Source organism: Pantoea sp. FN0305 (assembly GCF_050113845.1).
In the GTDB taxonomy this organism is placed as follows: Bacteria; Pseudomonadota; Gammaproteobacteria; order Enterobacterales; family Enterobacteriaceae; genus Mixta; species Mixta alhagi.
This window is the reverse complement of sequence record NZ_JBNJSN010000005.1, coordinates 332,636-356,537: the sequence shown is the minus strand read 5'-3', so window position 1 is coordinate 356,537 and position 23,902 is coordinate 332,636. Positions and strand designations below refer to the sequence as shown.

28 protein-coding genes and 1 pseudogene are annotated in these 23,902 nt (G+C 53.8%); 3 read left to right on the top strand and 26 right to left on the bottom strand.

All coding sequences use genetic code 11. From position 1 onward, the window contains the following. From ACQE3Y_RS12785 to ACQE3Y_RS12765, 5 genes are all read right to left on the bottom strand, one after another. A partial coding sequence (locus tag ACQE3Y_RS12785; protein WP_426981810.1) for a phage tail protein occupies window positions 1-947 on the bottom strand: 947 nt, incomplete at its 3' end. Then, window positions 944-1,552 carry a phage tail protein I gene (locus tag ACQE3Y_RS12780; protein ID WP_426981809.1) on the bottom strand — a complete coding sequence of 203 codons (609 nt, stop codon included), beginning with the start codon at window positions 1,550-1,552 and terminating at the stop codon, window positions 944-946. The genes ACQE3Y_RS12785 and ACQE3Y_RS12780, both read right to left, overlap by 4 nt. Beyond that, window positions 1,545-2,453 (bottom strand): baseplate assembly protein, encoded by a 909-nt coding sequence (locus tag ACQE3Y_RS12775; protein WP_426981808.1) that lies wholly within the window; start codon window positions 2,451-2,453, stop codon window positions 1,545-1,547. Before ACQE3Y_RS12775 ends, ACQE3Y_RS12780 begins: the two co-directional genes overlap by 8 nt. Window positions 2,454-2,457: 4 nt before the next feature. Next, window positions 2,458-2,808, bottom strand: coding sequence for a GPW/gp25 family protein (locus tag ACQE3Y_RS12770; RefSeq protein WP_426981807.1), 351 nt, complete (start codon window positions 2,806-2,808; stop codon window positions 2,458-2,460). After that, entirely contained in the window at window positions 2,805-3,389 is a 585-nt protein-coding gene (locus ACQE3Y_RS12765; RefSeq protein WP_426981806.1) for a phage baseplate assembly protein V, read from the bottom strand. The genes ACQE3Y_RS12770 and ACQE3Y_RS12765 overlap by 4 nt, the downstream gene beginning before the upstream one ends. A gap of 87 nt (window positions 3,390-3,476) precedes the next feature. Here ACQE3Y_RS12765 and ACQE3Y_RS12760 point away from each other — a divergent pair, with 87 nt between their 5' ends. Next, window positions 3,477-4,385 (top strand): FRG domain-containing protein, encoded by a 909-nt coding sequence (locus ACQE3Y_RS12760; protein WP_426981805.1) that lies wholly within the window; start codon window positions 3,477-3,479, stop codon window positions 4,383-4,385. Here the strand turns inward: ACQE3Y_RS12760 and ACQE3Y_RS12755 are convergent. The 11 genes and pseudogenes from ACQE3Y_RS12755 to ACQE3Y_RS12705 all read right to left on the bottom strand — a co-directional run bounded on the left by ACQE3Y_RS12755 (window position 4,371) and on the right by ACQE3Y_RS12705 (window position 9,950). After that, the gene (locus ACQE3Y_RS12755; RefSeq protein WP_426981804.1) at window positions 4,371-4,823 is read right to left on the bottom strand and encodes a phage virion morphogenesis protein; all 453 of its coding nucleotides are present in this window, start codon (window positions 4,821-4,823) and stop codon (window positions 4,371-4,373) included. The genes ACQE3Y_RS12760 and ACQE3Y_RS12755 overlap by 15 nt on opposite strands. Continuing rightward, a complete protein-coding gene (locus tag ACQE3Y_RS12750; protein ID WP_426981803.1) occupies window positions 4,820-5,287 on the bottom strand; it encodes a phage tail protein in 468 nt (155 codons plus the stop codon). Before ACQE3Y_RS12750 ends, ACQE3Y_RS12755 begins: the two co-directional genes overlap by 4 nt. Further along, complete coding sequence (gene lysC / locus ACQE3Y_RS12745; RefSeq protein ID WP_426981802.1) at window positions 5,220-5,540, bottom strand: Rz1-like lysis system protein LysC; 321 nt, start codon at window positions 5,538-5,540, stop codon at window positions 5,220-5,222. The genes ACQE3Y_RS12750 and lysC overlap by 68 nt, the downstream gene beginning before the upstream one ends. Beyond that, window positions 5,464-5,796 (bottom strand): annotated as a pseudogene (locus ACQE3Y_RS12740) (Rz-like lysis system protein LysB); the annotation flags it as partial. The gene lysC and the pseudogene ACQE3Y_RS12740, both read right to left, overlap by 77 nt. After that, complete coding sequence (locus ACQE3Y_RS12735) at window positions 5,796-6,305, bottom strand: lysozyme (protein ID WP_426981819.1); 510 nt, start codon at window positions 6,303-6,305, stop codon at window positions 5,796-5,798. The gene ACQE3Y_RS12735 and the pseudogene ACQE3Y_RS12740, both read right to left, overlap by 1 nt. Next, entirely contained in the window at window positions 6,289-6,513 is a 225-nt protein-coding gene (locus ACQE3Y_RS12730) for an HP1 family phage holin (protein WP_426981801.1), read from the bottom strand. The genes ACQE3Y_RS12735 and ACQE3Y_RS12730 overlap by 17 nt, the downstream gene beginning before the upstream one ends. A gap of 5 nt (window positions 6,514-6,518) precedes the next feature. Beyond that, window positions 6,519-6,722, bottom strand: coding sequence for a tail protein X (locus ACQE3Y_RS12725; RefSeq protein ID WP_426981818.1), 204 nt, complete (start codon window positions 6,720-6,722; stop codon window positions 6,519-6,521). Continuing rightward, window positions 6,722-7,186 (bottom strand): head completion/stabilization protein, encoded by a 465-nt coding sequence (locus ACQE3Y_RS12720; protein WP_426981800.1) that lies wholly within the window; start codon window positions 7,184-7,186, stop codon window positions 6,722-6,724. The genes ACQE3Y_RS12725 and ACQE3Y_RS12720 overlap by 1 nt, the downstream gene beginning before the upstream one ends. A gap of 92 nt (window positions 7,187-7,278) precedes the next feature. After that, on the bottom strand, window positions 7,279-7,947 hold the full coding sequence (gene gpM / locus ACQE3Y_RS12715) for a phage terminase small subunit (RefSeq protein ID WP_426981799.1): 669 nt from the start codon (window positions 7,945-7,947) through the stop codon (window positions 7,279-7,281). 3 nt (window positions 7,948-7,950) lie between these two features. After that, complete coding sequence (locus ACQE3Y_RS12710; protein ID WP_426981798.1) at window positions 7,951-9,051, bottom strand: phage major capsid protein, P2 family; 1,101 nt, start codon at window positions 9,049-9,051, stop codon at window positions 7,951-7,953. Between the two features lie 50 nt (window positions 9,052-9,101). Next, window positions 9,102-9,950, bottom strand: a complete 849-nt coding sequence (locus ACQE3Y_RS12705; RefSeq protein ID WP_426981797.1) for a GPO family capsid scaffolding protein — start codon at window positions 9,948-9,950, stop codon at window positions 9,102-9,104. 145 nt (window positions 9,951-10,095) lie between these two features. Between ACQE3Y_RS12705 and ACQE3Y_RS12700 the strand changes: the two genes are divergently transcribed. Beyond that, window positions 10,096-11,859 carry a terminase ATPase subunit family protein gene (locus tag ACQE3Y_RS12700; RefSeq protein WP_426981796.1) on the top strand — a complete coding sequence of 588 codons (1,764 nt, stop codon included), beginning with the start codon at window positions 10,096-10,098 and terminating at the stop codon, window positions 11,857-11,859. Further along, entirely contained in the window at window positions 11,859-12,905 is a 1,047-nt protein-coding gene (locus ACQE3Y_RS12695; protein WP_426981795.1) for a phage portal protein, read from the top strand. The genes ACQE3Y_RS12700 and ACQE3Y_RS12695 overlap by 1 nt, the downstream gene beginning before the upstream one ends. A 339-nt stretch (window positions 12,906-13,244) precedes the next feature. Here the strand turns inward: ACQE3Y_RS12695 and ACQE3Y_RS12690 are convergent, their stop codons facing one another. From ACQE3Y_RS12690 to ACQE3Y_RS12645, 10 genes are all read right to left on the bottom strand, one after another. Then, window positions 13,245-15,041, bottom strand: coding sequence for a response regulator receiver domain (locus tag ACQE3Y_RS12690; RefSeq protein WP_426981794.1), 1,797 nt, complete (start codon window positions 15,039-15,041; stop codon window positions 13,245-13,247). Next, window positions 15,034-18,003, bottom strand: a complete 2,970-nt coding sequence (locus tag ACQE3Y_RS12685) for an ATP-binding protein (protein WP_426981793.1) — start codon at window positions 18,001-18,003, stop codon at window positions 15,034-15,036. Before ACQE3Y_RS12685 ends, ACQE3Y_RS12690 begins: the two co-directional genes overlap by 8 nt. Further along, window positions 18,000-19,211, bottom strand: a complete 1,212-nt coding sequence (locus tag ACQE3Y_RS12680; protein WP_426981792.1) for a DNA cytosine methyltransferase — start codon at window positions 19,209-19,211, stop codon at window positions 18,000-18,002. Before ACQE3Y_RS12680 ends, ACQE3Y_RS12685 begins: the two co-directional genes overlap by 4 nt. Before the next feature lie 535 nt (window positions 19,212-19,746). Then, on the bottom strand, window positions 19,747-19,926 hold the full coding sequence (locus tag ACQE3Y_RS12675; RefSeq protein WP_084970531.1) for a hypothetical protein: 180 nt from the start codon (window positions 19,924-19,926) through the stop codon (window positions 19,747-19,749). Between the two features lie 109 nt (window positions 19,927-20,035). Next, complete coding sequence (locus ACQE3Y_RS12670) at window positions 20,036-22,270, bottom strand: replication endonuclease (RefSeq protein WP_426981791.1); 2,235 nt, start codon at window positions 22,268-22,270, stop codon at window positions 20,036-20,038. Further along, window positions 22,270-22,494 carry a TraR/DksA family transcriptional regulator gene (locus ACQE3Y_RS12665; protein WP_426972325.1) on the bottom strand — a complete coding sequence of 75 codons (225 nt, stop codon included), beginning with the start codon at window positions 22,492-22,494 and terminating at the stop codon, window positions 22,270-22,272. Before ACQE3Y_RS12665 ends, ACQE3Y_RS12670 begins: the two co-directional genes overlap by 1 nt. Next, a complete protein-coding gene (locus ACQE3Y_RS12660) occupies window positions 22,494-22,721 on the bottom strand; it encodes a DUF2732 family protein (RefSeq protein ID WP_426981790.1) in 228 nt (75 codons plus the stop codon). The genes ACQE3Y_RS12665 and ACQE3Y_RS12660 overlap by 1 nt, the downstream gene beginning before the upstream one ends. Window positions 22,722-22,790: 69 nt before the next feature. Beyond that, complete coding sequence (locus ACQE3Y_RS12655; protein WP_084970546.1) at window positions 22,791-23,117, bottom strand: hypothetical protein; 327 nt, start codon at window positions 23,115-23,117, stop codon at window positions 22,791-22,793. A gap of 49 nt (window positions 23,118-23,166) precedes the next feature. After that, window positions 23,167-23,361 (bottom strand): phage filamentation protein Fil family protein, encoded by a 195-nt coding sequence (locus tag ACQE3Y_RS12650; protein ID WP_426981789.1) that lies wholly within the window; start codon window positions 23,359-23,361, stop codon window positions 23,167-23,169. A 7-nt stretch (window positions 23,362-23,368) separates the two neighbouring features. Beyond that, a complete protein-coding gene (locus tag ACQE3Y_RS12645) occupies window positions 23,369-23,878 on the bottom strand; it encodes a phage regulatory CII family protein (RefSeq protein WP_426981788.1) in 510 nt (169 codons plus the stop codon). Window positions 23,879-23,902: the final 24 nt, after the last annotated feature.

Below are 23,902 nucleotides of genomic sequence, written 5' to 3'. Positions count from 1 at the left end.
GTTGACAGTCCATCAACAATCGTAGGACTGACGCCGAAAAGTTCTATCGCCCCATCTGACCAGATGGCCCATGAGCCATTCGCGTTAGCGCCCCGACTTACCACATACTTTGCTTCTCCCAAACCAAGGTTTTTAAGAAACGCCGCCACGTCGGCAATATCGCTGCCATTCTTCGCAATATCCATTTTCCCGGCCAGCTTGTTCAGCACCGTGGTCGAGAAATTCGGGTCATTGCCCAGCGCGTCGGCCAGCTCTTTCAGCGTATCAAGCGTGGCAGGTGCCGCTCCGGCCAGCGCCGAAAGCGCAGCGGTCACAAATGCCGTGGTTGCCAGCTGCGTGGAATTGTTGCCCGCTGCAGGCGTCGGGGCTTTTGGCGTACCGGTAAACGTCGGGCTGGCTTTCGGTGCGTACTGCGAATGCGGATCGGCGGCGGCCAGATGTTTTGCCATCAGGCTGTCGGCATACGCCTTAACCTCAATCACTTTATCGTCCACATACTTACGCGTCGCCAGCACCACGGACGGATCGATTTTCAGCGTCACGGCCGCCGTGCTGTTCACGATTAAAATCATGCGGATGGTCTGCGTCCGTCCACTGCCTTCCTGTAGCTGCGGCTTGTAGGTTTCGGCACAGTTCGCCACGGCCACCATATCGCCGTCGGCATCAAACAGCCCGATTTCACGTATCCAGAAGCCGCCTTCATTTTCAGGAATGACCTGCTCGGCAATTATCTGGCTGCTGTTCACCGCATCTATGCTCAGCGAGTTCAGCGCAGCACGGCGCTTTTCATTAACGAGCCTGGTCTGTGAAGCGTCAGGCGTTGGCAGTGAGCCGTTGCCGTCGCCCACGGCCATTTCGGTAATCTGGATTTTGGTACCAAGCGCGGCCGCGTTGGCAAGCTTGGCTGCGCCCTGATTCGTCAGCAGGGCATAGAATTTTGTTGTCATGCGTGTACGTCCGTCAGGTCAGTAATATGCACCGCCGCGCCGGTATAACCCGGCCCGCTCACGGTAATGGTTTCGGGTGTGTAGGGATAAACAGTCAGCTCATCGCCACTGTACGCCGCCGCCGCTACCGGCAGCGCGCCGGTTGAGTCCAGGTTAATCGACAGCCCGATGAGGTGGCGGCTGCACGGCTTGGCATCCGCAATCAGGCGCTCCAGCTCGTTATACATTTCCTGCGTAATGCCGGTATCCAGCACGCCCACGTCCAGGCGGAACGTGCCGGGTGCCTCACCGGTTTTCCACCACTCAATGATGCGGATCAGATAGCCGAGCGGCTCCACCACGCGACGCAGCGAGCCGATGGTGCCTTTATGCCGGTGAACGTATTCCGACGCGGCGACCACGCTGCGCTTTGTGGCTTCCGGCCAGCTGGCATCCCAGCGGTCAACCGACCAGGCCCAGGCGAGATACGGCAGCAGCTCAACCGGGCAGGTCTGCGCGTTCCACAGTTTGCGCAGCGGCACCGGAATGGTTTCTATCTTCGCGCAGGCTTCAGCGGCGGCCACTTCCAGCACCGACGAGCCGGACGGTAGCAGGCGATCACTCATCTGAACCCCCGACCGTTATGCGGTAGCCGGTGCAGTAGGCGGCCTGCGTCTTGTCCAACACCACATCAGCGGCGGGCTGCGCCAGTTCAACACGCTGCACGCCCTCAACATGCAGCGCGGGATACAGCGCTGACTTGCGAATGTCGCGGCCGAGGCGGGCCTGCGCACTGACAAAGGCAGCGAGCTTTTTCTCGGCAGCGGCGCGCACCGGTTCAGCCTCCGGCCCCGGATAGAGGTACAGCGCCGCCTCAACGGCATAATCTACGATAGCGGCCGACTGCACCGTGACGCGATCGGCAACCGGGCGTACGTTCTCATCGTTCAGCGCGGCATCCACCACGGCCAGCAGGTCGGGCGGGGCTTCTCCGTTGCCCTCACGCGACAGCACCGTGACGGTGACGCAGGCGGGTGACGGGCTGATGGCTGAGGCATCCGCCACGCGGCCGTCGGCGCTTTTCGCGTGGTATTCATAGGCACCGGTCGGCCCGGCCACGCTCAGCCCCTCAAAGGCAGACGCCACGCGCAGCCGGAAATCGTCGTTACTTTCCATCACGGCAGGCGTCGGCGGGATGGTAGTGTTGTCGGCCGGGGTACGCGTCAGGCGGGTAACGCCATTGTTCGCGCCGAGCTGGTCAAGGTCGCCGTCGTTGGCATAGGCCACCATGTTTGCCTGCGCCGCCTCATTTACGCGCTGGCGCAGAATCACCTCGCGGTAGGCGTTTTCCTGTAACAGCTTCACGATCGGCTCGGACTCCAGCGCCAGCGTGCGGGCAATCGCCGCCTGCTGCTCTGCGGGGTACAGCGAAATCAGCGTGGCCTTGCGCTCAGCCAGCAGCGTTTCATAATCCAGCACCTCAACCACATCGGGCGCAGGCAGCTGGCTCAGGTCAATGGTTGCCATAAGGTCAGCTCACAGGGACGGTTAGTGAAAAATCCTGCGTGGTGTCGGTGCGGCTGCCGGTGATTTCCACCGCCATGCCGCCGTCAAACGCAGGCTCGTAACTGATGGACGTCAGTTTTATGCGCGGCTCCCACTGCAAAATGGCCATGTAGCAGGCAGACATAATCTGCAGGCGAAGCGCCGCGTTCTGCGGCTGATCAATCAGCGCCGACAACAGCGAGCCATAACTGCGGCGCATAATCCGGGAGCCGATCGGCGTGGTAAGGATGTCGCGCACCGACTGGCGGATATGCTCAAGGTCTGCCAGCACCTCGCCGGTGTCGCGGCTCATGCCGCTGTATTGCGCAGTAGTCATAGTGGCGCTCCCGTTGTTCCGTCGCTGTCGCCTTTATGCTGATGCGTGTGCAGTACCTTGCCGTTAGAGCTGAGCGCGCCGCCACTGTGCTGCACATCGCCTTTCATGGTGCCGCCGCCGGTCAGCTCGAAAGTGGCGGTTTTCAGCGTGTGGGTGCATTCAACCAGCGGACTGTCCAGGGTGATGCTTACCGCCGCCTTAATCAGCGCGGTCTGGATGCCGGTTGCGGTCAGCGCGCCGGTATCCGGCTCGTACTCAATCACGGCACCGTCCGGGAATGACCAGTGCAGGGCGTCAGCGGATGCCGACGGGGCAGGGTTATTGTCAGAAAACACGCCTGGCACCACAAAGCCGGTATCCAGCTCGCCGCCGAGGCAAAGGACAAGCACCTGCTCGCCCACTGACGGCGCACTCCATGAGCGTGAGCGCCCGGCACGGGCAGTAAGCCAGTGCAGCCAGTCGGTGGTGTTGTTTCCCGTATCCACGCGGCATACCCCGTCGTCCAGATTGACGGCGGCCACGGTGCCGATGCGGATCAGGTTGCGCAGCAGGCGCAGAATTTCTGCAAGTTGTTCGTTCATGGCGCTATTGTTTAATGAGTACGTAACTGAAACAATCGAATGCGGTTTGTCTGTCCATAAACAAACAACTTTGCGCAGAGGTAAGATATGATTTGTGAGCAAGTGAACTTTACTGACCCTACTGACTTTTTAAACTACTTTCTTCGGTGGAATAATAGTCTTAACGGTTTTATTTTTAGAGGTGTTGCAGATGAAAAATGGAAGCTTATCCCTTTATCTTTGCGTTTGGAAAAACGAGAGGATTTAATTAAGCTCACTGGCTCGCCACCTTCAACTTTAAGCGGAAATAATTTGGAATTTGATCAAATTAAAATGGAGCATTGTCTTTTAAGGGATTTTTACCGACTTGCTGACAGGCAAGGGCTTAGGGTTCCTCACTCACCTTTCTTAAGAAGAACATTAGCTTCAGATGTTGATGTAACCGTATTGAATTTTTTTAATGGAAATAATTATTGGATACCAGAAGATTTTTATGATGTTGCTGGCCTTGCACAACACTACGGAGTTCCCACTCGCCTGCTTGACTGGACATATGACCCATTTGTCGCGTTGTACTTTGCTTTAAAGGGAGCGCTTAATAGGCAAGGAAAGCTATGCATTTGGTGTATGAATAAATCAGTAATAGTAAATCCATTTTTCATTTTACCTAATTGCGATATAAAGTTCATTACGCCACCGTATTTTGATAATCCTAATTTAAATGCACAGCAAGGGCTATTTACTCACATTCCTATCAAGGCTGTTGCGCCACAAAGTGATATTGAAGGGACTAAGGTTGATCGGCGCCCGCTAGATAAGATAATTGAAGATGAGATTTTAATTTCAGGGCCACGTACATCAGAAAAAATTTTTATTAAAGTCACATTACCTTGCAACATGGCTAAGCAAGCCTATATGCTTTTAGCAGAGCATGGATATGGTTCGGCTAAAATGTACCCTGGCTACGATGGGATAGTTCAACAAATGGAAGATAATGCAGATTTAAAAATCAATTAATTTTTTAATTATTTCGGACTGCACATATTCTACATCATGTTTATTCAAACCCAGCAGTGGTCGTGCCTCATACTGAACTTCTTTACTTCCACGGGCTGGCCTGTCGCGCAGCCCGTAATGATGCACGCGGGCCATGCGCTGCACGTTGCCGGTAAACTCCACCACGGCGTTGACGGCGCCGGCTTTTGCCTTCATGTATTTTGCGGTGCGCAGCTTTTTGAACATCTCACGCTTTACCCGGCCTTTTTTGCTGCGTGCCGGCTGCGTCTTGCGCGGCGTAAACGGCGTACCGTCCGGCGCCTGCTGGCGTTTAATATTCTGCTGCTGACCGGCGCGCAGTCGCTTCGCAATGGTGCGGGCCATCTCCTTACGTGCCGCCGGCGAAAGGTTTGCAATCAGCGCGGCCAGCCTGTCGTCGAAAGTGTCCAGCCCGTTCATGGTGCCAGCTCGCTGATGAGTTCGCCGTTAACATAAAGCTGCAGCGGCCTGTTAACGTTTTCCGGCAGCGGCGGCTCGCCGATATGGTTAACGTGCAGCGCGTCGCCGTCCTGCTTCACGATCACGCGCTCGGTGAGCTGCAGGTTAATGCTGATATCGCAGAGCGTGTCGCTCAACACATCCGCCTTAAAGGTGAAGCCGGTGCGGCGCTTTTCCTCGGTGGCCATAATGTCGGGCTGGTTCTCGCGCAGCCAGGCCAGCACCGGCACCATCACCAGATCGATATCGTCGGCGTAGTCGGTGATCACCAGGTTCAGCTGGTACTGGTATTCAAACGACAGCGAGCTGGCGAGCGTCGAGACAATCCGTCCCGAATCAATAAACATATTCAGGCTGTCAGGGTTTCGCGCCAGCAACGGGACGCTGTTGGTCAGCGCCTCGCGCAGCTGTTTCGGTTTCAGCATCGTGTTGCTCCTGGCATTCTTTGATAATTTCAACCTGCAGCCCGCAGGAAGCGAGCGCGGCTTCCAGCTGGCGGTTATCGGCGGCCAGATCGCCCTGCGTCTGCAGCCGGTTGCCCGGCACCGGACAGCTGGTCACGCGCGGACAGCCAGTCCAGATAATCGCGGGCGTTGCTGAAGGCGGGACGGCTGTGCAGCCGGATAACATCATCAGGCAAAGCAGCAGCAGACCAGCCGCGTAGTGTCGGGTTAGCATCGGTTTCCCTCTGTATCTGCAGTTCACGGTTAAGGGCACCGGCCGAGGCGCGACCCTGCAGCAGTCGCAGCGCGGCCTCGCGTTTTGCCCCCTCGCGGGCCTCATCGTTCAGGCGGTTAATCGCCTTGTCCCGGCTTTCAATCCCGGCCGACAGCGTGCCGATCACGCGCTGCGCCTGTGCCAGCTCGCTTTCGGTTGAGGACAGGCGCCAGCAGGCAAAGGCCAGCGCCGCCAGCGCCACGGCAATCAGACGCATCATGCGGCCCCCTTAAGACACCAGGCCAGTTCCCGGTCGCGGCGGTTCTGTAATCCCTGGCTGAATACGCCCTTCACAAATACCCAGCGCGGCAGCTGCAGGCAGGCGCTGCGCCACTCGCCCCGGTTGATATAGGCGCCGAGCGTGGAATGGCAGGCGGCATAGGTGCCGACGTTAAATGCCCACGACACCACCGCGTCATAGACCGGCTGCGGCATGTCATGGCGCATACAGGCATCAATGGCGCGCTCGACGCGCATCACGTCATACACCAGATTCACCGCCGCCTGGCGCTCGCTGACCACGCTTTGCGGCGTCACGCCTGCGGTATGCCCGATGCCGTTCGTCCAGACATCGGCGCTGCACTGATAGGGCGAGGTGCGGCAGCCTTCTGCATCGGCAATCAGCTGCAGCCCGGCCTCTGATGTTTTCAGGGTTTTAAACTGCGGCAGCAGGGCAGCCATTGCCAGCACGGCCGCCACGGCGCAGCGCTTAACGGTCTGGCTCAACATTCACCCCCTGCGCCTGGTGGCGCTGCAGCTCATAGGTTTTACGGCGGTAGTGCCAGTTAATAAAAAACGTCGCCACGTTAATCACCAGCGTCACCACGGCAACGCCTGAGCCAACCATAAAGGCAATATCCTGCGGCGTGTGGCGGCCAAACCACATCAGGATGAGGCCGATCAGGTAGTTAATCAGCGAGCTAATTTTCTCCATGCTTGTTAGTCCCACAGGTTAACGGTTTCATCCGCTGAGGATGCCGGCAGCGGCGGCAGCGTCACCTCACAGCCGTGCGGCAGCACCGGCCCGCTTTCCGCAAGACCGGGGTTGGCGGCATAAACCAGCTCGACCACCTGCTGCGTGCGCCCGTAATAGCGAAAGCAGATTTCATCAACGGTATCGCCCTGCTGCGCATAAATTCTCATCACAGCAGGCTCACAATGCAGCCGGGCTTTTCAGCGATGCGGCTGATACTGAAGCGGGCGTCACGCCAGTACTCGTCGGCGGTGCCTTCCACCACGTCGGCCTTTTTACCGGCGGCGTCGTAGCCGCGATAGCGTTCGGCGATGGTGGCGGCCGTCAGCGCGGCCACGGCGGCGAAGTAGTGCGTGACCTTTTCGCTTTCACCGTCGAAGGTCTCGGCCGGCACCGTCGTCAGCAGGGAAAAGCCCGCCGCCATCCTGTCCGCCCGCCAGTCGTACAGCTCGGCGTTCACTTCGGAAATCGCGGTTTTCACCGCCAGACGCAGACGGTCGGCGGTCACGGTGCCTTCAAGGCGCAGCGCGTTGCGCAGCTGCTGCAGGTCAATGTCAGGCCAGAAAAAGGTGTTTTTCACCGGCGGCTCGGCGTCGGGCGCCGGTCGCTGTCCGTTTATTACTACTGAAGTCATTTCATGGCCTCTGAATAGGTGGGCGGTGGAGGCCGGCGCAGACGCTTAAAAAGCGCATTGCCGTCCTGCCGCCCGGCGCGGGGCGCGTTCTGTCAGCGGCGGGCTGCTGCCTGCTTTTTCATGGCCGTAGCCAGCCGCTCGATGTCTTTTTTGACGCCGCAGCCTTCGTGCAGCTGCAGCGCCCGTGTGAGATGGGCTAAAGCCTCTGAAGCCCTGCCCGCATCGCGCAGCACATACCCGGTGATTTTGTGCAGCTTGGCGCGCACCTGGTCGGGCATGTCTTCGGATTCCGTCAGCCTGACGGTCGCCAGCAGCGGACTGACACCCACCGGCGTCTTTAACGTCCAGGCGCGTGTCGCCGCGCTGGCCACTTCCTCGGCCAGCAGGTAGGCGGTGCTGTCACGCTTAAAGCCGTCAGGCGGGACAAGCCCGTGCAGCAGGGCATGGCGTGCGATTTCCAGCGCGCCGGGAATGTCGCCCGTATCGAGCCGCCAGATCATGACGGTCATCAGGACGGCATCCTGCACGGCTTTCCCCTGGCTCAGCACGCCCGCCACCCACGGCTGATAGTCCGGCAGCATCTGGCGTTTCAGCTCCGCCTTGCGCTCGTTGGAGCGCACTTTTTTCAGGCGACGCTTGTCGTCGTTGAGCTTTACCAGCATCTGCTCATAGCCGGTTGCGTGACGCAGCGGGTTGCTCTGCTGCTGTGCGGCCTCAATGGCCTGCTGGCGCATCATGTGACGTCGGGCAGGGCTTAACATGGGTTACGCCTCCGGGGTTTCCGCCGGGGTTTCCGTTCCGGTGGTCGCCGTGGCTGCCGCCTTCTCTTCCGGCACGTCGGACAGCTCGATGTTTTCCAACAGGCAGCCCGCCGCGTAGTCTTCCACCACGTAGTCTTCGTTGATGGACTCGTAGTTTTCGATGCGGTCGCGCTTCGGCACCTCGTCGATCAGGCGGCGGTGCGTGCCTTCCTGCCAGTAAATTGACAGGTTATCGAGGCGCGTGATCATCAGGGCATTGGCCGGGAAGTACGGCACGCGTACGGCGGGCAGGTTGCCGATGCGTTTCTGGCTGACAATCAGGTCGGCGGCCAGCTGCTCGGTGTTGGCCTGGCTCTGGTTCACGATGGGGAAATACTTGTCGGCCAGCAGCTGACGGCCGCAGATCACAACCAGCTCCGGGTCTTCCTGATACCACGGCGCGATCAGGTTGTTGGTGGCGTCCATTACCAGCGCGTCAAGGTTGGCATAGGTGCGGCCCTTACCGACCAGCACCTTTTCGGTCACGCTGCCGTCGTCATTGGTGGTTTTGCTCATCACGCGGTCGGGGGCTTTTTCGCGGTACTTCTGCAGCCAGCCCACGGCCACGTCCTGCAGCATCGGGTTAGCGGCGCGGTTAGAGGTTTTGGCGCGATGAGTGCCGTTAAAGCCGATCATGATGCGGTCAAGCGACTGGCGCTTTACGATGGCGTCCCGCAGGCGGGCCTGAAAGTCTTCATAGCGCGCCCATAAATCCAGCGTGTTATAGCGAATATGGAAGTCATAGTTCACCTGCGCACATTCATAAACGTCGCTGTCCAGCGCGGCAAAGTCGGCAGTTTCACGCTCGTCGCCGCCCGCGGTGTCGGTGGTGCTGGCAATCGAGCCGGTCACGCCGATGCCGATTTTTTCGCCCTTCATTTCGGCGACCGGCACGATGTTGATACGGGTCAGAAAGTCCGAGGACTCCTGCACGCGGTTCATCAGGGTCTGCGTGACCGACGGCTCCACGGTGAATTTTTTGTTCATGTCGCCGGTGTCCACGCCGTTCAGCTCGGCCAGGCGGGACATAAAGGCATTAAATTTAAAGCGGGTGTTCTGGCGCATCTGCGCTCCTGTTCAGTTCAGTTATCGGGTTGTGGTTCAGGCAGCGCCTGTCAGCAGTCGGTCTGCACGCCGGACTTCGGATCGCTGCCGGTCGCGGCCGGGCGGCGGGTAAAGCTGGCGCCGTCGTTCTGCGAGAGCTGCGTTTTCAGCGCGCCGAAGGCGCTGCGGTCGTCGGCAAGCTGCTGCTCCAGCGCCTCAAGGCGTGCGGTTAAGCCTGATTCCAGCGCCGACAGCTTCTGCGTCAGTTCGTCTTCGTTCTGCTGCACCTTTTCCGCCACGGCGGTGACGGCCGCGCCCATGTCGGCAAACAGCTCGTTGTCGGTTTTCTTTTTGCGGGAAAACAGGCCGGTGACGTAGCTCAGGACGGACGGCGCCGGGTCGGCGACCTCCTCGAACTCGATCGGCGTTTCCTCCGCAGCGGTAAAGAGGTTGTCCGCGTGCAGCTTGCGGGAGGCCAGCGGATTCGCCGCAGCGGTGGCGCTGAAGGTCAGAATCTCGGTGCCGAGGCTCGCCGGGTCATCGGTCACGGCCAGACCGACCAGATACGCCTCGCCAGTGTCAGCAAACGCCGGGTTAACCTCGATTGAGGTGTAAATTTTCTGGCGCGCCTTGGTCAGCTCGATCAGCTCGGGCGTCGGGTCAATCCAGCCATACAGCGCCAGCTTGCCCTTCAGCGGGCCGTCGGTGATTTCCTCTGCCTCCACGGCGGTGACGTCGCCAAAGCGGCGGAAGGTGCTGTCAGGCGCATAGCCCTTGATGTGTTCCATGTTGATGCGCGCGCCGTAAACGGACGGGTTATAGCTCGCCGCCATCTGCGAGATCCATTCACGGGAAATTTTGCGCCCGTCGGTGGTGGCGCCTTCGACTGCGATGCGAAAACGCTTTGCTTTGATTGCCATGTATCAGGCTCCGGTCAGGGGTGTGATTCAGTTCGGGGGCAGTTTCCCCGCCGCACGGATTTCCCTCAACGAAAGCCAGCCCGCTCACCGATGAGCAAACAGGGACAGCGGGCGCGGGCGTTCCGGCGCCGGTAGCCTTGATGCCATGAACATGACACCGACAACCACCATCAGCGATCCGCGCCGCCAGGCGGCCCTGCTTTACTGGCAGGGCTATTCTGTGCGCCAGATAGCGGAAACGCTCAGCATCAAAACGCCGACCGTGCAGAGCTGGAAGCTGCGCGACGCGTGGGACGACGTTGCGCCCATCAGTCGCGTGGAAGCCAGCATGGAGGCGCGGTTAATCCAGCTCATTCTGAAGGAGGTAAAAGGGAATGGTGACTACAAGGAAATAGACGCGCTCGGCCGCCAGATTGAGCGCCTCGCCCGCGTGGAGCGCTACCGCAGCAGCGGCAACGAGGCCGATCTGAATCCAAACGTGCGCAACCGCAACAAAGGCGAGCGCCAGCCGGTCGTGAAGAACGTCTTCAGCGACGAGCAGGCGGAAAAGCTGACCGGCCTGTTTATGGATAACTGCTTTGAATATCAGCTCAACTGGCACAGGGCCGGACTGGCTCACCGTATCCGCAACATCCTGAAGTCGCGCCAGATAGGTGCCACGTTCTACTTTGCCCGCGAGGCGCTGATTGACGCGCTGACCACCGGACGCAACCAGATATTTCTGTCGGCCAGCAAGGCGCAGGCGCACGTCTTTAAAAACTACATCATCGACTTTGCCCGCCAGGTGGACGTTGACCTGAAAGGCGATCCGATTGTGCTGCCGAACGGCGCCCGTCTGATTTTTCTCGGCACCAACGTGCGCACCGCGCAGAGCTACACCGGCAACCTGTATCTCGACGAGTATTTCTGGATACCGAAATTCCAGGAGCTGCGAAAGGTCGCCAGCGGCATGTCGCTACATAAGAAATGGCGCACCACCTACTTTTCCACGCCGTCGAGCCTGTCGCACTCCGCCTATCCGTTCTGGTCGGGCGAGCTGTTCAACAAGGGACGACGCAGCAAAGGCGACCGCATCGAGATCGACCTGTCACATACGCACCTGGCAAAAGGCGCGCTCTGCGGCGACGGCCAGTGGCGGCAGATTGTCACGGTCGAGGATGCGCTGACCGGCGGCTGTAACCTGTTCGACCTCGACCAGCTGCAGCTGGAATACAGCCCGTCGGAATACCAGAACCTGCTGATGTGTGAATTTGTGGACGATGAGGCGAGCGTGTTCCCGTTCGCCGAGCTACAGAGCTGCATGATCGACAGTCTGGAGGAGTGGAGCGACTTTAACCCGTACCTGCCGCGCCCGTTTGATTATCGCCCGGTGTGGATTGGCTACGACCCGTCGCACACCGGCGACAGCGCCGGCTGCGCTGTTATCGCGCCGCCGCTGGTTGCCGGCGGCAAGTTTCGCGTGCTGGAGCGCCACCAGTGGCGGGGCATGGACTTCGCCGCGCAGGCAAAGTCCATCGAGGAGTTAACGAGAAAATACACCGTCGAGTATATCGGCGTGGATGCGACCGGCATCGGCCAGGGCGTTTTCCAGCTGGTTCGCCAGTTCTACCCGGCCGCGCGTGAAATTCGCTACTCGCCGGAAGTCAAAACCGCGATGGTGCTGAAGGCAAAGGACACCATTAGCAGCGGACGCCTGGAATACGACGCCGGCCACACCGACATTACGCAGTCGTTTATGGCGATCCGCAAAACCATGACCGCCAGCGGCAACCGCTCCACCTATGAGGCGAGCCGCAGCGAGGACGCCAGCCACGCCGACGTCGCCTGGGCAATTATGCACGCCCTGCTTAACGAACCGCTGACCGCTGCCAGCGGCGGCGCCAACCCCTCAATTCTGGAATTTTACTGATGAGCAAACGCAGGGGCCGCAAGGCTTTTACCGCAAAAACGCAGCCCGTCCAGGCCGCCACGCCGCAGCAACAGGCTGAGGCGTTTACCTTTGGCGATCCGACGCCGGTTATGGACAAGCGCGATATTCTGGATTATGCCGAGTGCATCGGTAACGGGCGCTGGTATGAGCCGCCGGTCAGCTTTCACGGGCTGGCGAAAAGCCTGCGCTCGGCGGTGCATCACAGCTCACCGATTTACGTGAAGCGCAACATTCTGGCGTCTACGTTCGTGCCGCACCCGATGATGAGTCAGCAGGAGTTCAGCAAGTTCGCGCTGGATTATCTGGTGTTCGGGAATGCCTTTGCCGAGCTGCGCCGTAACGGACTCGGTGAACCGTGGCGGCTGGAAACCACTCCGGCCAAGTTTACCCGCCGGGGCGTGGAGGAGGGCGTTTACTGGTTTGTGAATGACTGGAAGGAGCCGCATCCGTTCGCCGCCGGCAGCGTCTTCCACCTCATCGAGCCGGACATTAATCAGGAGCTGTACGGCCTGCCGGAATATCTCAGCGCGCTTAACTCCGCCTGGCTCAATGAAGCGGCCACGCTGTTTCGTCGCAAGTATTACCAGAACGGCGCGCATGCGGGCTACATCCTGTATATGACCGACGCGGCGCAGAGCAGCAGCGATATTGACCGGATGCGCCAGGCAATGCGCGACACAAAAGGCCTGGGTAACTTCCGCAATCTGTTTATGTACGCGCCGAACGGCAAACCGGACGGGATTAAGATCCTGCCGCTCAGCGAGGTAGCGACAAAGGACGATTTCTTTAACATAAAAAAGGCGAGCCGCGACGACCTGCTGAGCGCGCACCGCGTACCGCCGCAGATGATGGGTATTATCCCGGATAACTCCGGCGGGTTCGGGGATGCTGTGAAGGCGTCACAGGTATTCGTGCGCAATGAGCTGACGCCGCTGCAGGAGAGAATGAAGGAAATAAACAGCTGGATGGGGGAGGAGGTAATTGAGTTTCGGTACTACTCACTGGAAACAGCTAACCCAGCCTGAGTGGCATTGCTTATTCTTGGGGAGCTATTTTTTCTGGCCTAAAAGTTATTTGTGTATGTGAATCCGCTTTGTAACAGATGCAAATTTCCATACAGAGGCCTGACTGGCTTATAAGGTTATGTTTACTAACTGAGAATAATCTTTTTTAAAAGCAAGACAGGGTTAAAGCAGCTTTTAAATCAGGAAAACCAATTGGCAGTGAGAGCTCGCCGTGTTATTAGCTAATATCACGCTGTCTAGGCTGTGACTGGAAAGAATAACAAAAAAGATACGGGATACCATTTGCAGGACATCGCGGAAATAACTCGATATCCTGCAAGTATTAAGCCCCTGAGATACTTATTCCCACATACTATTCTGATTCATAAAGTCCAGACCGACACGCGTCTGCGATACGCCAAATTTGTGTAAAAGGTTAAGCGCATACTCATAGCGTAATTCTGACACAGCGTGAGCATTTAAGGATGTCATTTTAAGTGCTGGCTCTGTTTCCTGCTCAGTAATCCGTGGTGAAAACAGATTGAGTGCGAAGTTTTCAGTAAAACGCCCAAGATCAGCTGCATAAAACGTATCCCAGTGCGGATTATCGCTGCCAATCCAGTAAGCCATAGGCATGCCATTCATATTCAGATAGATATAGTCATTCAGGTTCGCATTTGAATTTGCTTTATTCAACTTGACCGGAATGAAGCGAACAGCTCTGAACACTAAGTAGTTATCGCCAATTCGTGACTTCCATTGAGAGTTTTTTTGACCTGGTACCAAATCACAGGCAGGAGTCAGACAGACCCACAATTCTCCTTCAATATCAATAACAGTTCCGGTGACAAGATGACTATTGCGAACAGGCATTGAACAGGAGTAAGCATTCAAGTGTCCCAGCGCCAATTCTTTCTTACTGATACATTCTTTGAAGAAATGTTCGACAAACTGTTTTTCTGCAGAAGGGAACATAGCCTGAGCGGCCTCCAGTATGCGCTTTGAAAATCTACGCAATTCTTCTCGTGATGCATTAGCCAGTTGTTCCCAGTGCAGGTTGACAGCTTTATCATGTGCAAAATCACTCTGCCCGTTTTGTAATAGATGAAATAGCCATCCTGCCTGTGCATAGCGGTTACTGATAATTTCCGAAGCCTGTCCGATACCGCGTTCATCGAGTTCATAACGCATTTTTGCCATGAGAAGCTGCATGGGGGAGGCATTGTGATGTATAAGGGCGTCACTAAGTGAACCTATTAGCTCTTCATCGGGTTCATCAGCGCTCTTTCTTATAACGCAAATAAATGTCTTACCCGTGCTGATGTAATTTGTGGCTTCATCCCAGTGCCATTTTAGGTCAGAACGCGTGCCGGCATCTTGGCGAATGTTATAACCTTTAAGCAGTTCTGCCAGTCGCCATCGTACTAAATCTGTTTCGTTAAGGCCTGTTTCAAGTGCAACCTTTTGAATATCAGATGCAAAAGCATGTAGCGGACATGAAGGGTTACGTGGTGCCATACATTTTGCGGGAGAGGGTGACATGCAAACCTTAAGGATTATAAGCAATGGGATGTCATCCGTGACCCAGCGCTGGCCTTTTCCATCTTCATTATCGTCTAGCCAGTCATTCATTCGGTTATTTACTGAGGCCTCAGGCCATAAAGGATGCGCCGGATCGATGTTAACAAAATCGCTGAGGATATCGGTAAAAACTTTCTCGATATTATCTGAAAATCCTTTAGTGTGTACGAGGGTTAGATTGTAATGGTTATTCTGATCCAATGACTGAATAATGTTGCGTGCTCGACGACCGTCATCAGAGGGACCATTACCGTCAAGATGGTAGTCCAATACGATAAGATCGCTGTGATGAATGTGCGGTGGGATACTATCTTCACCGCCAAAAGCTGGCGTCTTGCCATCAAACACATCAACGCTCCAGCGATAACGGGAGTGACACATTGCAATAATACTCTTTAGCCGCGCAATATTTGCACCATTTGCAAGCCTCTCAGTTCGAACACCTGCGCTACCACTGTCCTCTTCAATCAGTGACAAAAGAGTAGGATATTCATCATCAATTACGGTAACGTTGCGAATAGGCGTAATAAAGGCTTCTTTTATAAGATCTGCATAAAGGGTATTCACGTTAGTCATTTTTTAGTCCTTTGAATGTCATGACAAAATGAGCTCCTTTAGCTATCCCGGCCATTGATTGACTTTCGTAACGTATACTGTGTCCGCCTGCCATCAGATTTTGTTTACAGAGATAGAGACCCACGCCGCGCCCCCCTTTTTGACGTCGGGTAAAAAACAGAGTAAAAAGATTGGTCAGATCATCCTCATCTACACCGGGTCCGTTATCACTAATCCAGACCTCATTACCTATGCAGTCTAAAGTAATAGTGGGCTGAGGAGCATCGGTTTTTTGTACCCAGAATAGAGCATTGTTAACAAGATTAATAAATACTGGATAAATCCGAGCAGGAAATTCCATCAACGTAATTTGTTTGAATGCAGGAGTAAAGTTTAGCTGAATATTAGTGGAAGCAAGCTGTGTAGAAAAATAACTGGTCACATAGTTTTCAATATTGCTTCCGCGGATAGCCGTAATTTCTTTCTTACCCGAAAGCTTTAAAGGTGAAAGGAACCGAAGTTTTTCCATCAGTGTGCTTTGGCTCTGCAGAGCATGTGCAACATGTTTATGCAGAGCGGGCTGCAGAGAGGCCTGTTGTAGGGCCTGTAGCGAATAGGTCAGTTCTTGATCAAGCCCGTCAAGTTCATGGCCAATAATTTCGACGGTGATGCCCAACTGAGCTAGAGAATGTAATCTCGCCACCTCATCGCGATGGCGGGTGGTTTCATTCATGCTATGTATAGCCAAACTTTCCAAGTCAATCTGTTCGTTGATTCTTTCAAGTGCTGTAATGTAAGGGGAAAGCTTCTGAGCATTCTCAATGTCTATCCGTTGCTGCTCTGAATCTAAAAGACTTAGCACAGGTGCGAGCATTATCTTATTGAGCCTTAGATCTTCCAGATACCCATCCATGCTCAGTTTGTATTGCTCGCGACAATATCGCACCAGCTCATCAAACTCGCCTTGCTGGCGGGCAAGCATTTCTTTACCTCGTGCAGCGTACCGAGTGATAGAGTTATTAATCGCCGCTAGCTTGCTGCGATATATTTCGTGAGCTTTCTCGTAATCTGTTTTCTGTGTAGACGCGGTGATCGCCTGATTAATGGCAATTGTCATTTCACGGATGATTTCCTTGCATCGTAGCTCTTCTTTACGGTAAGAGCGATAATCATCCTCTAGTCTCCCCAAGCTTGCCGGTACAGGACTCAGCGAATATCCCTGTACCGTTTCAGCATAATTATCGGTTATTTGTTTGAGTGACTGTAGTTCCTCCAATGCATTAAGACTTAGGCGACCAGCAAGATTTATCTGGAATTCAGACAAAGTGGATACCATCTCCTTCAATTCACTGATGTTTTTATTTATGGCTGTTCGAATGCGTTTACGCTCTTTGCTCAGCAGTTTGCTCCGGTCTTCTTCTGCTTTCATTTGAGCTTTTTTATCCCTGATATCTTCAAGAGCTGTAATACGGGTTTTAGCTGAGCTACCGAACCAAGATTCGGCCGAATCAATGAGGATTTTTTCAACAATTTCCCGAAAAAGCTTTGACGCACGATTTTCAATAAAACCCTCGCGACCAGCTTTATCTTTAAGATTAGGGTTGTTTTCACGGGTAATAGCAATACGTCCAAACATCTTACGGTTGGACCAGAAATGACGCCCCGCATTTTTTGAACGACGCTCTTCAATAGAAAAATAATCGCTATCAACGCGTCCGTAAGGCATTACACGTAATCCGTCACGATAGATACGAAAACCTCCATATTTTTCGGACTGCTCAATGAAATGCGCATGCTGAACAGCATTCAATGAAGAAGATTGGTAATTCAATTCATAGGTCCCGATGCGCAGATGAAATTGACCAAATGCGCTGTCTTTTCTTGTTTTATAAGCTTGACGTGGTTTAATGACGCAGTTTTCGATCCATTTTCCAAAGACCTTCACCCGCCCGCGAAAATAGCCTTCATCATCTACCTCTCCTTCAATGATGTGCTCCAGATCTTCCAAATCTCGCAAATCAAATTCCCGCGTTGGGCCAATAATTTCCCGCGGGGTGTTACCTGACCAACTGGTAACACTGTAAGTAAAGTTCTTAATTGCTCTTTCGTTTTCACCTACAAAAGGATCTGTAAAGTTTGACAGCGTCTGAAAAAAACGTTCACGAGTGCTTTTTTCTGTGTCATCCGCTTGGGTTAACGGAACTGATGAAAGATTTATGGCTAAGTCATACTGAATATCAGCGATAAACATAGCTGTGCCGTGAGTAGATGCTCCCGTCCAAACAGACCACTTACTAAAATGATTTTCGCGAAAAACGTCACTTATCAATGTTTGCTCTATTTGCTGCTGGGTAGATCGTTCTAGACCTTCTATCTTTTCCTGTTCGCTAAAAGCATGCCAGGCATTGGTAAGGCGAGTATTACGCGCTTCGTCATCCGGATCTCCCCAGATGTTTCCCATCATCTGATCGAAAAGCAAAGGAAGTGCTTCAGAAAGATCATTTCTATTGCTGAACTCGCGCACAGGGATACGGATATCGTTGAGATAAAGAAACGGGTTCTCAAATAATCGCCAGTCAATCAGTGCAGCAACATAGTCTTGATTTTCACGTTTTGAGAGCAGCAATAAGAGTGGACCTAGGGCAGCCGATGATAGTCGACCAATACCTTTCTGTCCTTGCTTAGGGCGCTCAGATAAACCATTGCGATCTCTCTCGGGGATGGTAAAGCCATTTGTTTTGGATTCCGTACCGACAGTAAGCCACTTCGACTCAAATTCATTACGGTTCATACCATGACCATCATCGAGCAGAGCAGCTACCGGGATCTCACCATCAAAAATATGTAGGCTTACATCAGTCGCATATGCGTCGTAAGCATTCTTCCAAAGCTCTGATATAGCTGTCGGACAATCAGCGATCTGTTCGCGGCCTAGGTGATCAATGGTTCTAGCCCGGGTCTGAAAAGTGACATGCCTTGTCATAATTGACATTCCTCTCGAGGGATAGTATCTAAATTTTGCCGCCTTGTAGTAGGGGCTGACGGCTCTTCCAGCAGCGCTTTAATGGTTTGCAAGAGTATCTCGCCTAATCTGACAGGCACGGCGTTTCCAATTTGGCGGGCTATCGCAATCGAGCCGCCTTTAAAGATGAAATCATCTGGAAAAGTCTGAAGACGTGCTGCATGCCTTAAAGATATGCCGTGCGGTAGCCAAGGGTGTACAAAACGGCCTTTAGACGGGTTATAGCAGCCGGTCGTTATGGTATTCGATGGGATATGCGGATATATTCTTCCATATACATCTTTATGGCCATCATGAACTGTATGGCATGCCAGCTGCCGGCCTGACTCCTGTCTGTCACCAAGAAGGGGGGTATTAGCAAAAAGCGCGCTCATTTCAGGCGAGTGCTTCATCCTTATATTACAGGGATCTTCTTTTACTATGGGATTGCCCCAGCGCAGATTTAAAATACAGTGCTCTGCTGTCTGTGGGTTAAAAAGGCACTTTTCAATCAAACGCTTTTTAAAGAGATCTAGTACATTTTCTGGCGGACGCTCAAATACTGTGGATGCTGTTACCCATGGATTCGGGCCACTTTTATGACAGGTGGCTGCAGGTGGCCAAACCAAGTTCTCGGTGCAAATATCATTACGTATAGCAAGGATAAAGGCGCGCTTGCGATTCTGAGGTACGCCATAGTCTCGTGCGTTAAGAATGACAGGACGGCCGCCTGGAAGAGTATAGTCATGCTCCGCTATCAGAGACATGAAGGTCTCAAGATATTCTGCGTGTCGTGGCCACAAAAGACCGGGAACATTTTCTACCAAAAAGGCTTTAGGCCGCAGCTTTTCGACAAAGTCGAAATATCTTAACAGTAGGCCATTACGTGGGTCGTCCTTCCCTGCATTATTGATACGGTGCACAGAAAATCCTTGGCAAGGTGGGCCGCCTAATAAAATATCTAGTTCTCCATGCCCGATCCCCAGGAATTTCATCAATGCATCAATATCAAAGTCATTGATATCTTGTGAAAAAACTTGTGTCTGAGCATGATATTTCTTAACAAGATTAGTGTAATAAGTTTCTGCAGCGTGCGTATCCAGCTCTATTGCAGCCTGAACTTCTATGCCTGCGTTAAAGGCTGCAAGCGAGAATCCCCCCGCACCTGCAAACAAATCAATCGCTTTCAAAATTAGGACTCATTATTTTAATTTGATATGGCTATTATACCGAACATTCACCTTAAATCTTCTTCACGTTAATGCTAAAAGCAAGGCTGTACAGTCATTTTTCATAATATACTAACTTGGCTCGCCGCAAGCTATCCAGACTCTTTGGGCAAGTATCACTTGAATACCTTGAAGAACGTCTACCTCTCGTTCTTAACAGACGCTTGCATAAGCGCTCAGTTACGCTTTTTGGCTTCTTGTCCGCTCAGTTTGTAATCCCAGGCTTGCAGCATCTAACCCAACTCGACCCTGCCTGTGTAGCCTGCTCATACATGTTTACTGCAGCGCGCGCAATGCTATCCCCGCCACGCCTGCCCGCTTTATGCATCGCTTTTCATGCAACTGCATGCAGTCGGCCGAAGCGCGTCAGTACTGGCATGGAAAGGAGTTTGTGATCTTCTGGAGATCATGCGAATTCACGCAGCGGCATGCGTTTTATTGCAACGAAAAAAAGCCACCGGCGAAAGGTGGCTAAAAAGGAGGGAAGTAATACTTATTATTGTTTTGCAGGATAGAAAATCAGGTCTTCCAGGCTGGATGTATCAATCGTTCTTGCCATGTCACTGACCATTGATAGAGCCATTTTCAGTTCGTTTTCTTCACAGTGCGCTACCAATGACACATCGGCTATAAATTGAATACGTGCGACTGTCTCGCTAATTTTATCTATGTCCATCAGCCTGTTAGCTCCTTATCTGTAATGAGTACTGTATGTATAAACAGTATCATGATGAGCGCGGGTCGTAAAGAATCGTATGGCTCAGAGTATTCCGACTGGTGATTTCTTATACGTTCAGAGTGTTGCGATGCTTCTGAGCCAGCAAATTAAAGCGCTCAAGCGGTGAAGATTTAGCGCTACGCTCGTAGCGCAGACGGCCTGTCGCATCGCTCCAGTAAGCGCGGCTACCGATTCTGATCGCATGACCGGCCATCATTCGCGTAACTTCTCCCTCCGTCAGCCATACACGATTAACGTCGAATACTTTTTCTTTAAGTTCTTCTCGTGCTTTGACGTGATTACCTGGCGGCGGCGCCGTTCTGCGATCAGAAGATGGGGCATTTTCACGTAATCGGTTTAATAACCGGCGGCGTTCTGCCTGGCTGGGTGGGGTTGAGAAATCAATAACTGCTTCGCCGTTAGCAAAATGAGGTTTAGGCTCCGTACAGTTATTGACAGAACTCCGAGGGGACGCGGGCGCGTCCCTAAGTTCAAAACCCAAATTAACGGCGCGCTTCGGCACGATCTCCCACTGAGCCAGACGCGTCAGGATTGGCGTATCGTCACCCACAGATGCGGCGTAAACGCCTTTGATACGTACTGTCTCCTCACCGTATTCATTACATTCATTACCTGCCTGATACCAGGTACGCACGGCCAGCTCGTCACGACGTACAAACGGGCCGCCCTGAGCGTTGACATAGGCAGCCCAGTCGCCGGCGTCGGCGGCATCATGCGCGGCAGCAAATTCCACGCTCAGGCCGTGGGCGGTTTCGCTGTCGGCCATGCGGCGCAGCTCGCGGTAAACTGTTACCGGCGCGCCGCCCACAAACTGGAATTGACGAATGTGCCAACGGGCCGCCCAGGCAGAAACGGCAGCAGCAGTTTCCTTCAGCTCTTTTCCGCTTTCATCATCCAGCTCGCCGTCCAGCGCGTACCCGTCGATGTTTTTAGAGATGTATTTCGCCACGTATCCTGTCGCGCTGCCTTTCTTCGGATCTATTGCTTCTGCATGGTAGCGAGCTTTACGGGCCTTTTCCGTGGTCAGCTCGTCGGCGTCCTGCTGGTATGCGTAATCGCGAATTACCTGACGCACCTGATCCACATCTTCCGGGCGCATAAACATCAGCATGTGCCAGTGCGGCGTAGCATCATGATGCGGCTCAGCCACACGGATGCCAAAAATACGAATATCTTCACGATGAAGTTTGGCGCGGATCTTTTGCCACACGCTGCAGAGATAACGCTGTGTATCGGCCGGACTGGCGCCGTTCCATTTGCGGTTGCGATGCCCGGTTTTAATAGTTGCGTGATAGCGGGCCGGCGCGGTCAGCGTATAAAACTCCCCGACAAAGCCCATTTCGTTGCAGATATTTTCAAAGCCGCGAATACGGGTCATCAACTCGCAGCGGCGGATCGCCGGATTCGCGACGCTGCCATCATATTTTTCAATTAGGCTGATGCGATTGCCTTCTTCGTCTTCCAGCTCCATGCCCTTGAGAAACTCGCGGGTACGACGCTTCTGTTCTCGCCATTCGATAACGGTCATTGAACTGGCATAAGGGGTGTGCTTTTTGCTGACGTTTGCCAGGGCGATTTGCAGATGTTCACGCCATGAGGCAGCAACACGGCGCAGACGTCCTTTCCACCATTTTTCGTTTTGCATACGTATGATGGCCGGGGCAACGTCTTCCGGGCAAAACAGGCGGGAGGTAACCTTATCCCACAACGGTGGCGTTTGGCTCAGCTCACGGGTGATAGCCGCCGCGGTCATATAAATACGGTGAGTATATTTGTAATCTGATTCGCCGCCGGCCTGACCGTGCGCCTGCGCCATTTCCGCCAGGATAAAATTGGCGATATCGCCGGCCAACAGGTCAACATCGGCACGGGCCATATCAGGCAGCCGGTTAAAACGGCGCATCAGCTCCCATAGCGTGCCGGCAGCACTCGCCGCGCCTTTATGCTCTTCGGCATTGCCGGTCAGCAGGGCAAAGGTTCCTGTGTTCATATCGCCGAGACGATATTGCGCGTTAACTTTTTCAACGCGTGGCAATGTGCGCTCAACAAAGGTTTTTGCTAAGTACGCATTGGCACGAGCTGTACCGTAAGTTTTCTCCAGTTCACTGACGCGACGTTTAACATCAAGCTGTACCAGCACGGGTTGTTTTTCCAGTAGCTCCTGCGCATGCAGCAGCGCCGCAATCAGCTGATCGCGGCGGCGGGTTTCTTCATATGTGGGGTATGGACTGGCGATGGCCTCCCGTGGCGCGTTCCACGGGTAGGCGTATTCCTGATACATCAGAGGCCGCCGTGATAATGGCGGCTTTTAAGTTCAGCCACTTCCTGACATGCAACACAACGGGTAACACCCGTTATGGCCTGGCGTCGTGCTACCGGGATTTCTGTGTCACAGTCATCACAAAAAAACGCACTGACCTGTATCGGTCGACGGATAACAGCTGCGATATTGCGCGCCAGCATTTCTTCAGTGCGCTGCTGTACCAAATCCATAGTATCAGCCATTAGTGCAGCTCCCGTGATTCGTTGTCGTAACGCTCGGCTTCGCGGCGGATCAGCTCAGCGGCTTCAACACCATTCAGACCCTGTTGGTTGATATGTGCAGCTAGTTCAGTCAGGCGTTCAGAAATAACCTGCGCGCGGCCTTTACGCTCATCCATACGTGCGTTGTTTAATAACGCCGTTATGGTTTCCACATGTTCGTTATATTTATGGGTTTCAATATTTCGCATTTATCTATCTCCAGATTTCAGGCAAAAGAATGCCCGGCGGGTTTACGCCATTAATTTCGATTGGGTTATTTATTCAGCTAAAAAGCTATCTGCTATAGAGAACTGACGCGGCAGGATACGGCCCCAGCGCGCCATTTTGTTCATTGCCACGATGATCAGCTCGCGGCGGCTTTCGTCAAAATATTCAAACGGTTTACCGACTTCATCTACCTTGAATGAGCCGGGCGCATCACGGTTCGCCAGGGTCATTACGCAAAACTTGAACTCTTCGTTTTGTCGGTTGAAATAGTTCAGTGCCGGATTGCTGTTGTTCTTTAGTAGCTGCCGCCACGTTTTCCGAAACTCGTCAAATGTCATTCTTTCGACTTTATCCACGCGCGCATGCACCAGACGAATTTCGGTAAAAGGTGCCGTTGCGTGTTTTTGTGGTACAGCGAGGGCTGCATTACTCACAGAAACCTCCGATAACAACTTTCATGCGTTCGATAACGCTTTGAGGCCGGGTTGTCAGTTCATTCAATAGTTGCTGTTGACCGTGACATGGATGCCAGCGTTTACCGTTCTTACCTGTAATCCAGCCATGCCCGTGCGCTGGCAATTGGCTCTGACGCTTCAAAAGTGGTGCGACTGAAAAGGGCATAGTTACCTCAGCTCAGACCGATAGAAGCGCCGAGACCGCTTACAGCATCGAGCGTAGAAGCCATCGTCGGGTTAGTATGGATACGAGCATGAACGGCCATTGCCGCCAGTGTCAGGCAGCGAATACCTGAATTCACACTATCGACGAAAGCATTTTTGCGTGACTGCGTCATACGCTCGGTTGATACCGCGCCGGCAGCAACCTGACCAACAGCAGCTGTTGCATTCATCACATAAGACGCCAGCTTTTCCGCTGCCAGTTCGTTCACTGGTACTGAAGGCAAACAATGAAGCTGTGCCAGCAGGCCATCGACCAGCGTCGAGTCTTCAGTGATATCGGTAAGCTGCAAGACCTCAGTTAGCGTTAACTGGTGCGGCTGATCGGGATTCAGCTTGTTACGCAATACCTGTGGCTTCATCTCTACTTTGCCAGCCAACTGACTCAGGTTGTGGTTCTGTGCAAATTGCCGGCAGGCATTATCGAGGTAAGGGTGTTTAGAGACCTGATAATCAAACATGATTCGAATCCTTGAAACTTGCAA

Bases quoted from the DNA above. Each gene is read 5' to 3' on its own strand.
- ACQE3Y_RS12780 (WP_426981809.1), bottom strand. From the start codon at position 1,552: ATGAGTGATCGCCTGCTACCGTCCGGCTCGTCGGTGCTGGAAGTGGCC.
- ACQE3Y_RS12775 (WP_426981808.1), bottom strand. From the start codon at position 2,453: ATGGCAACCATTGACCTGAGCCAGCTGCCTGCGCCCGATGTGGTTGAG.
- ACQE3Y_RS12770 (WP_426981807.1), bottom strand. From the start codon at position 2,808: ATGACTACTGCGCAATACAGCGGCATGAGCCGCGACACCGGCGAGGTG.
- ACQE3Y_RS12765 (WP_426981806.1), bottom strand. From the start codon at position 3,389: ATGAACGAACAACTTGCAGAAATTCTGCGCCTGCTGCGCAACCTGATC.
- ACQE3Y_RS12760 (WP_426981805.1), top strand. From the start codon at position 3,477: ATGATTTGTGAGCAAGTGAACTTTACTGACCCTACTGACTTTTTAAAC.
- ACQE3Y_RS12755 (WP_426981804.1), bottom strand. From the start codon at position 4,823: ATGAACGGGCTGGACACTTTCGACGACAGGCTGGCCGCGCTGATTGCA.
- ACQE3Y_RS12750 (WP_426981803.1), bottom strand. From the start codon at position 5,287: ATGCTGAAACCGAAACAGCTGCGCGAGGCGCTGACCAACAGCGTCCCG.
- lysC (WP_426981802.1), bottom strand. From the start codon at position 5,540: ATGCTAACCCGACACTACGCGGCTGGTCTGCTGCTGCTTTGCCTGATG.
- ACQE3Y_RS12730 (WP_426981801.1), bottom strand. From the start codon at position 6,513: ATGGAGAAAATTAGCTCGCTGATTAACTACCTGATCGGCCTCATCCTG.
- ACQE3Y_RS12725 (WP_426981818.1), bottom strand. From the start codon at position 6,722: ATGAGAATTTATGCGCAGCAGGGCGATACCGTTGATGAAATCTGCTTT.
- ACQE3Y_RS12720 (WP_426981800.1), bottom strand. From the start codon at position 7,186: ATGACTTCAGTAGTAATAAACGGACAGCGACCGGCGCCCGACGCCGAG.
- gpM (WP_426981799.1), bottom strand. From the start codon at position 7,947: ATGTTAAGCCCTGCCCGACGTCACATGATGCGCCAGCAGGCCATTGAG.
- ACQE3Y_RS12710 (WP_426981798.1), bottom strand. From the start codon at position 9,051: ATGCGCCAGAACACCCGCTTTAAATTTAATGCCTTTATGTCCCGCCTG.
- ACQE3Y_RS12705 (WP_426981797.1), bottom strand. From the start codon at position 9,950: ATGGCAATCAAAGCAAAGCGTTTTCGCATCGCAGTCGAAGGCGCCACC.
- ACQE3Y_RS12700 (WP_426981796.1), top strand. From the start codon at position 10,096: ATGAACATGACACCGACAACCACCATCAGCGATCCGCGCCGCCAGGCG.
- ACQE3Y_RS12695 (WP_426981795.1), top strand. From the start codon at position 11,859: ATGAGCAAACGCAGGGGCCGCAAGGCTTTTACCGCAAAAACGCAGCCC.
- ACQE3Y_RS12690 (WP_426981794.1), bottom strand. From the start codon at position 15,041: ATGACTAACGTGAATACCCTTTATGCAGATCTTATAAAAGAAGCCTTT.
- ACQE3Y_RS12685 (WP_426981793.1), bottom strand. From the start codon at position 18,003: ATGACAAGGCATGTCACTTTTCAGACCCGGGCTAGAACCATTGATCAC.
- ACQE3Y_RS12675 (WP_084970531.1), bottom strand. From the start codon at position 19,926: ATGGACATAGATAAAATTAGCGAGACAGTCGCACGTATTCAATTTATA.
- ACQE3Y_RS12670 (WP_426981791.1), bottom strand. From the start codon at position 22,270: ATGTATCAGGAATACGCCTACCCGTGGAACGCGCCACGGGAGGCCATC.
- ACQE3Y_RS12665 (WP_426972325.1), bottom strand. From the start codon at position 22,494: ATGGCTGATACTATGGATTTGGTACAGCAGCGCACTGAAGAAATGCTG.
- ACQE3Y_RS12660 (WP_426981790.1), bottom strand. From the start codon at position 22,721: ATGCGAAATATTGAAACCCATAAATATAACGAACATGTGGAAACCATA.
- ACQE3Y_RS12650 (WP_426981789.1), bottom strand. From the start codon at position 23,361: ATGCCCTTTTCAGTCGCACCACTTTTGAAGCGTCAGAGCCAATTGCCA.
- ACQE3Y_RS12645 (WP_426981788.1), bottom strand. From the start codon at position 23,878: ATGTTTGATTATCAGGTCTCTAAACACCCTTACCTCGATAATGCCTGC.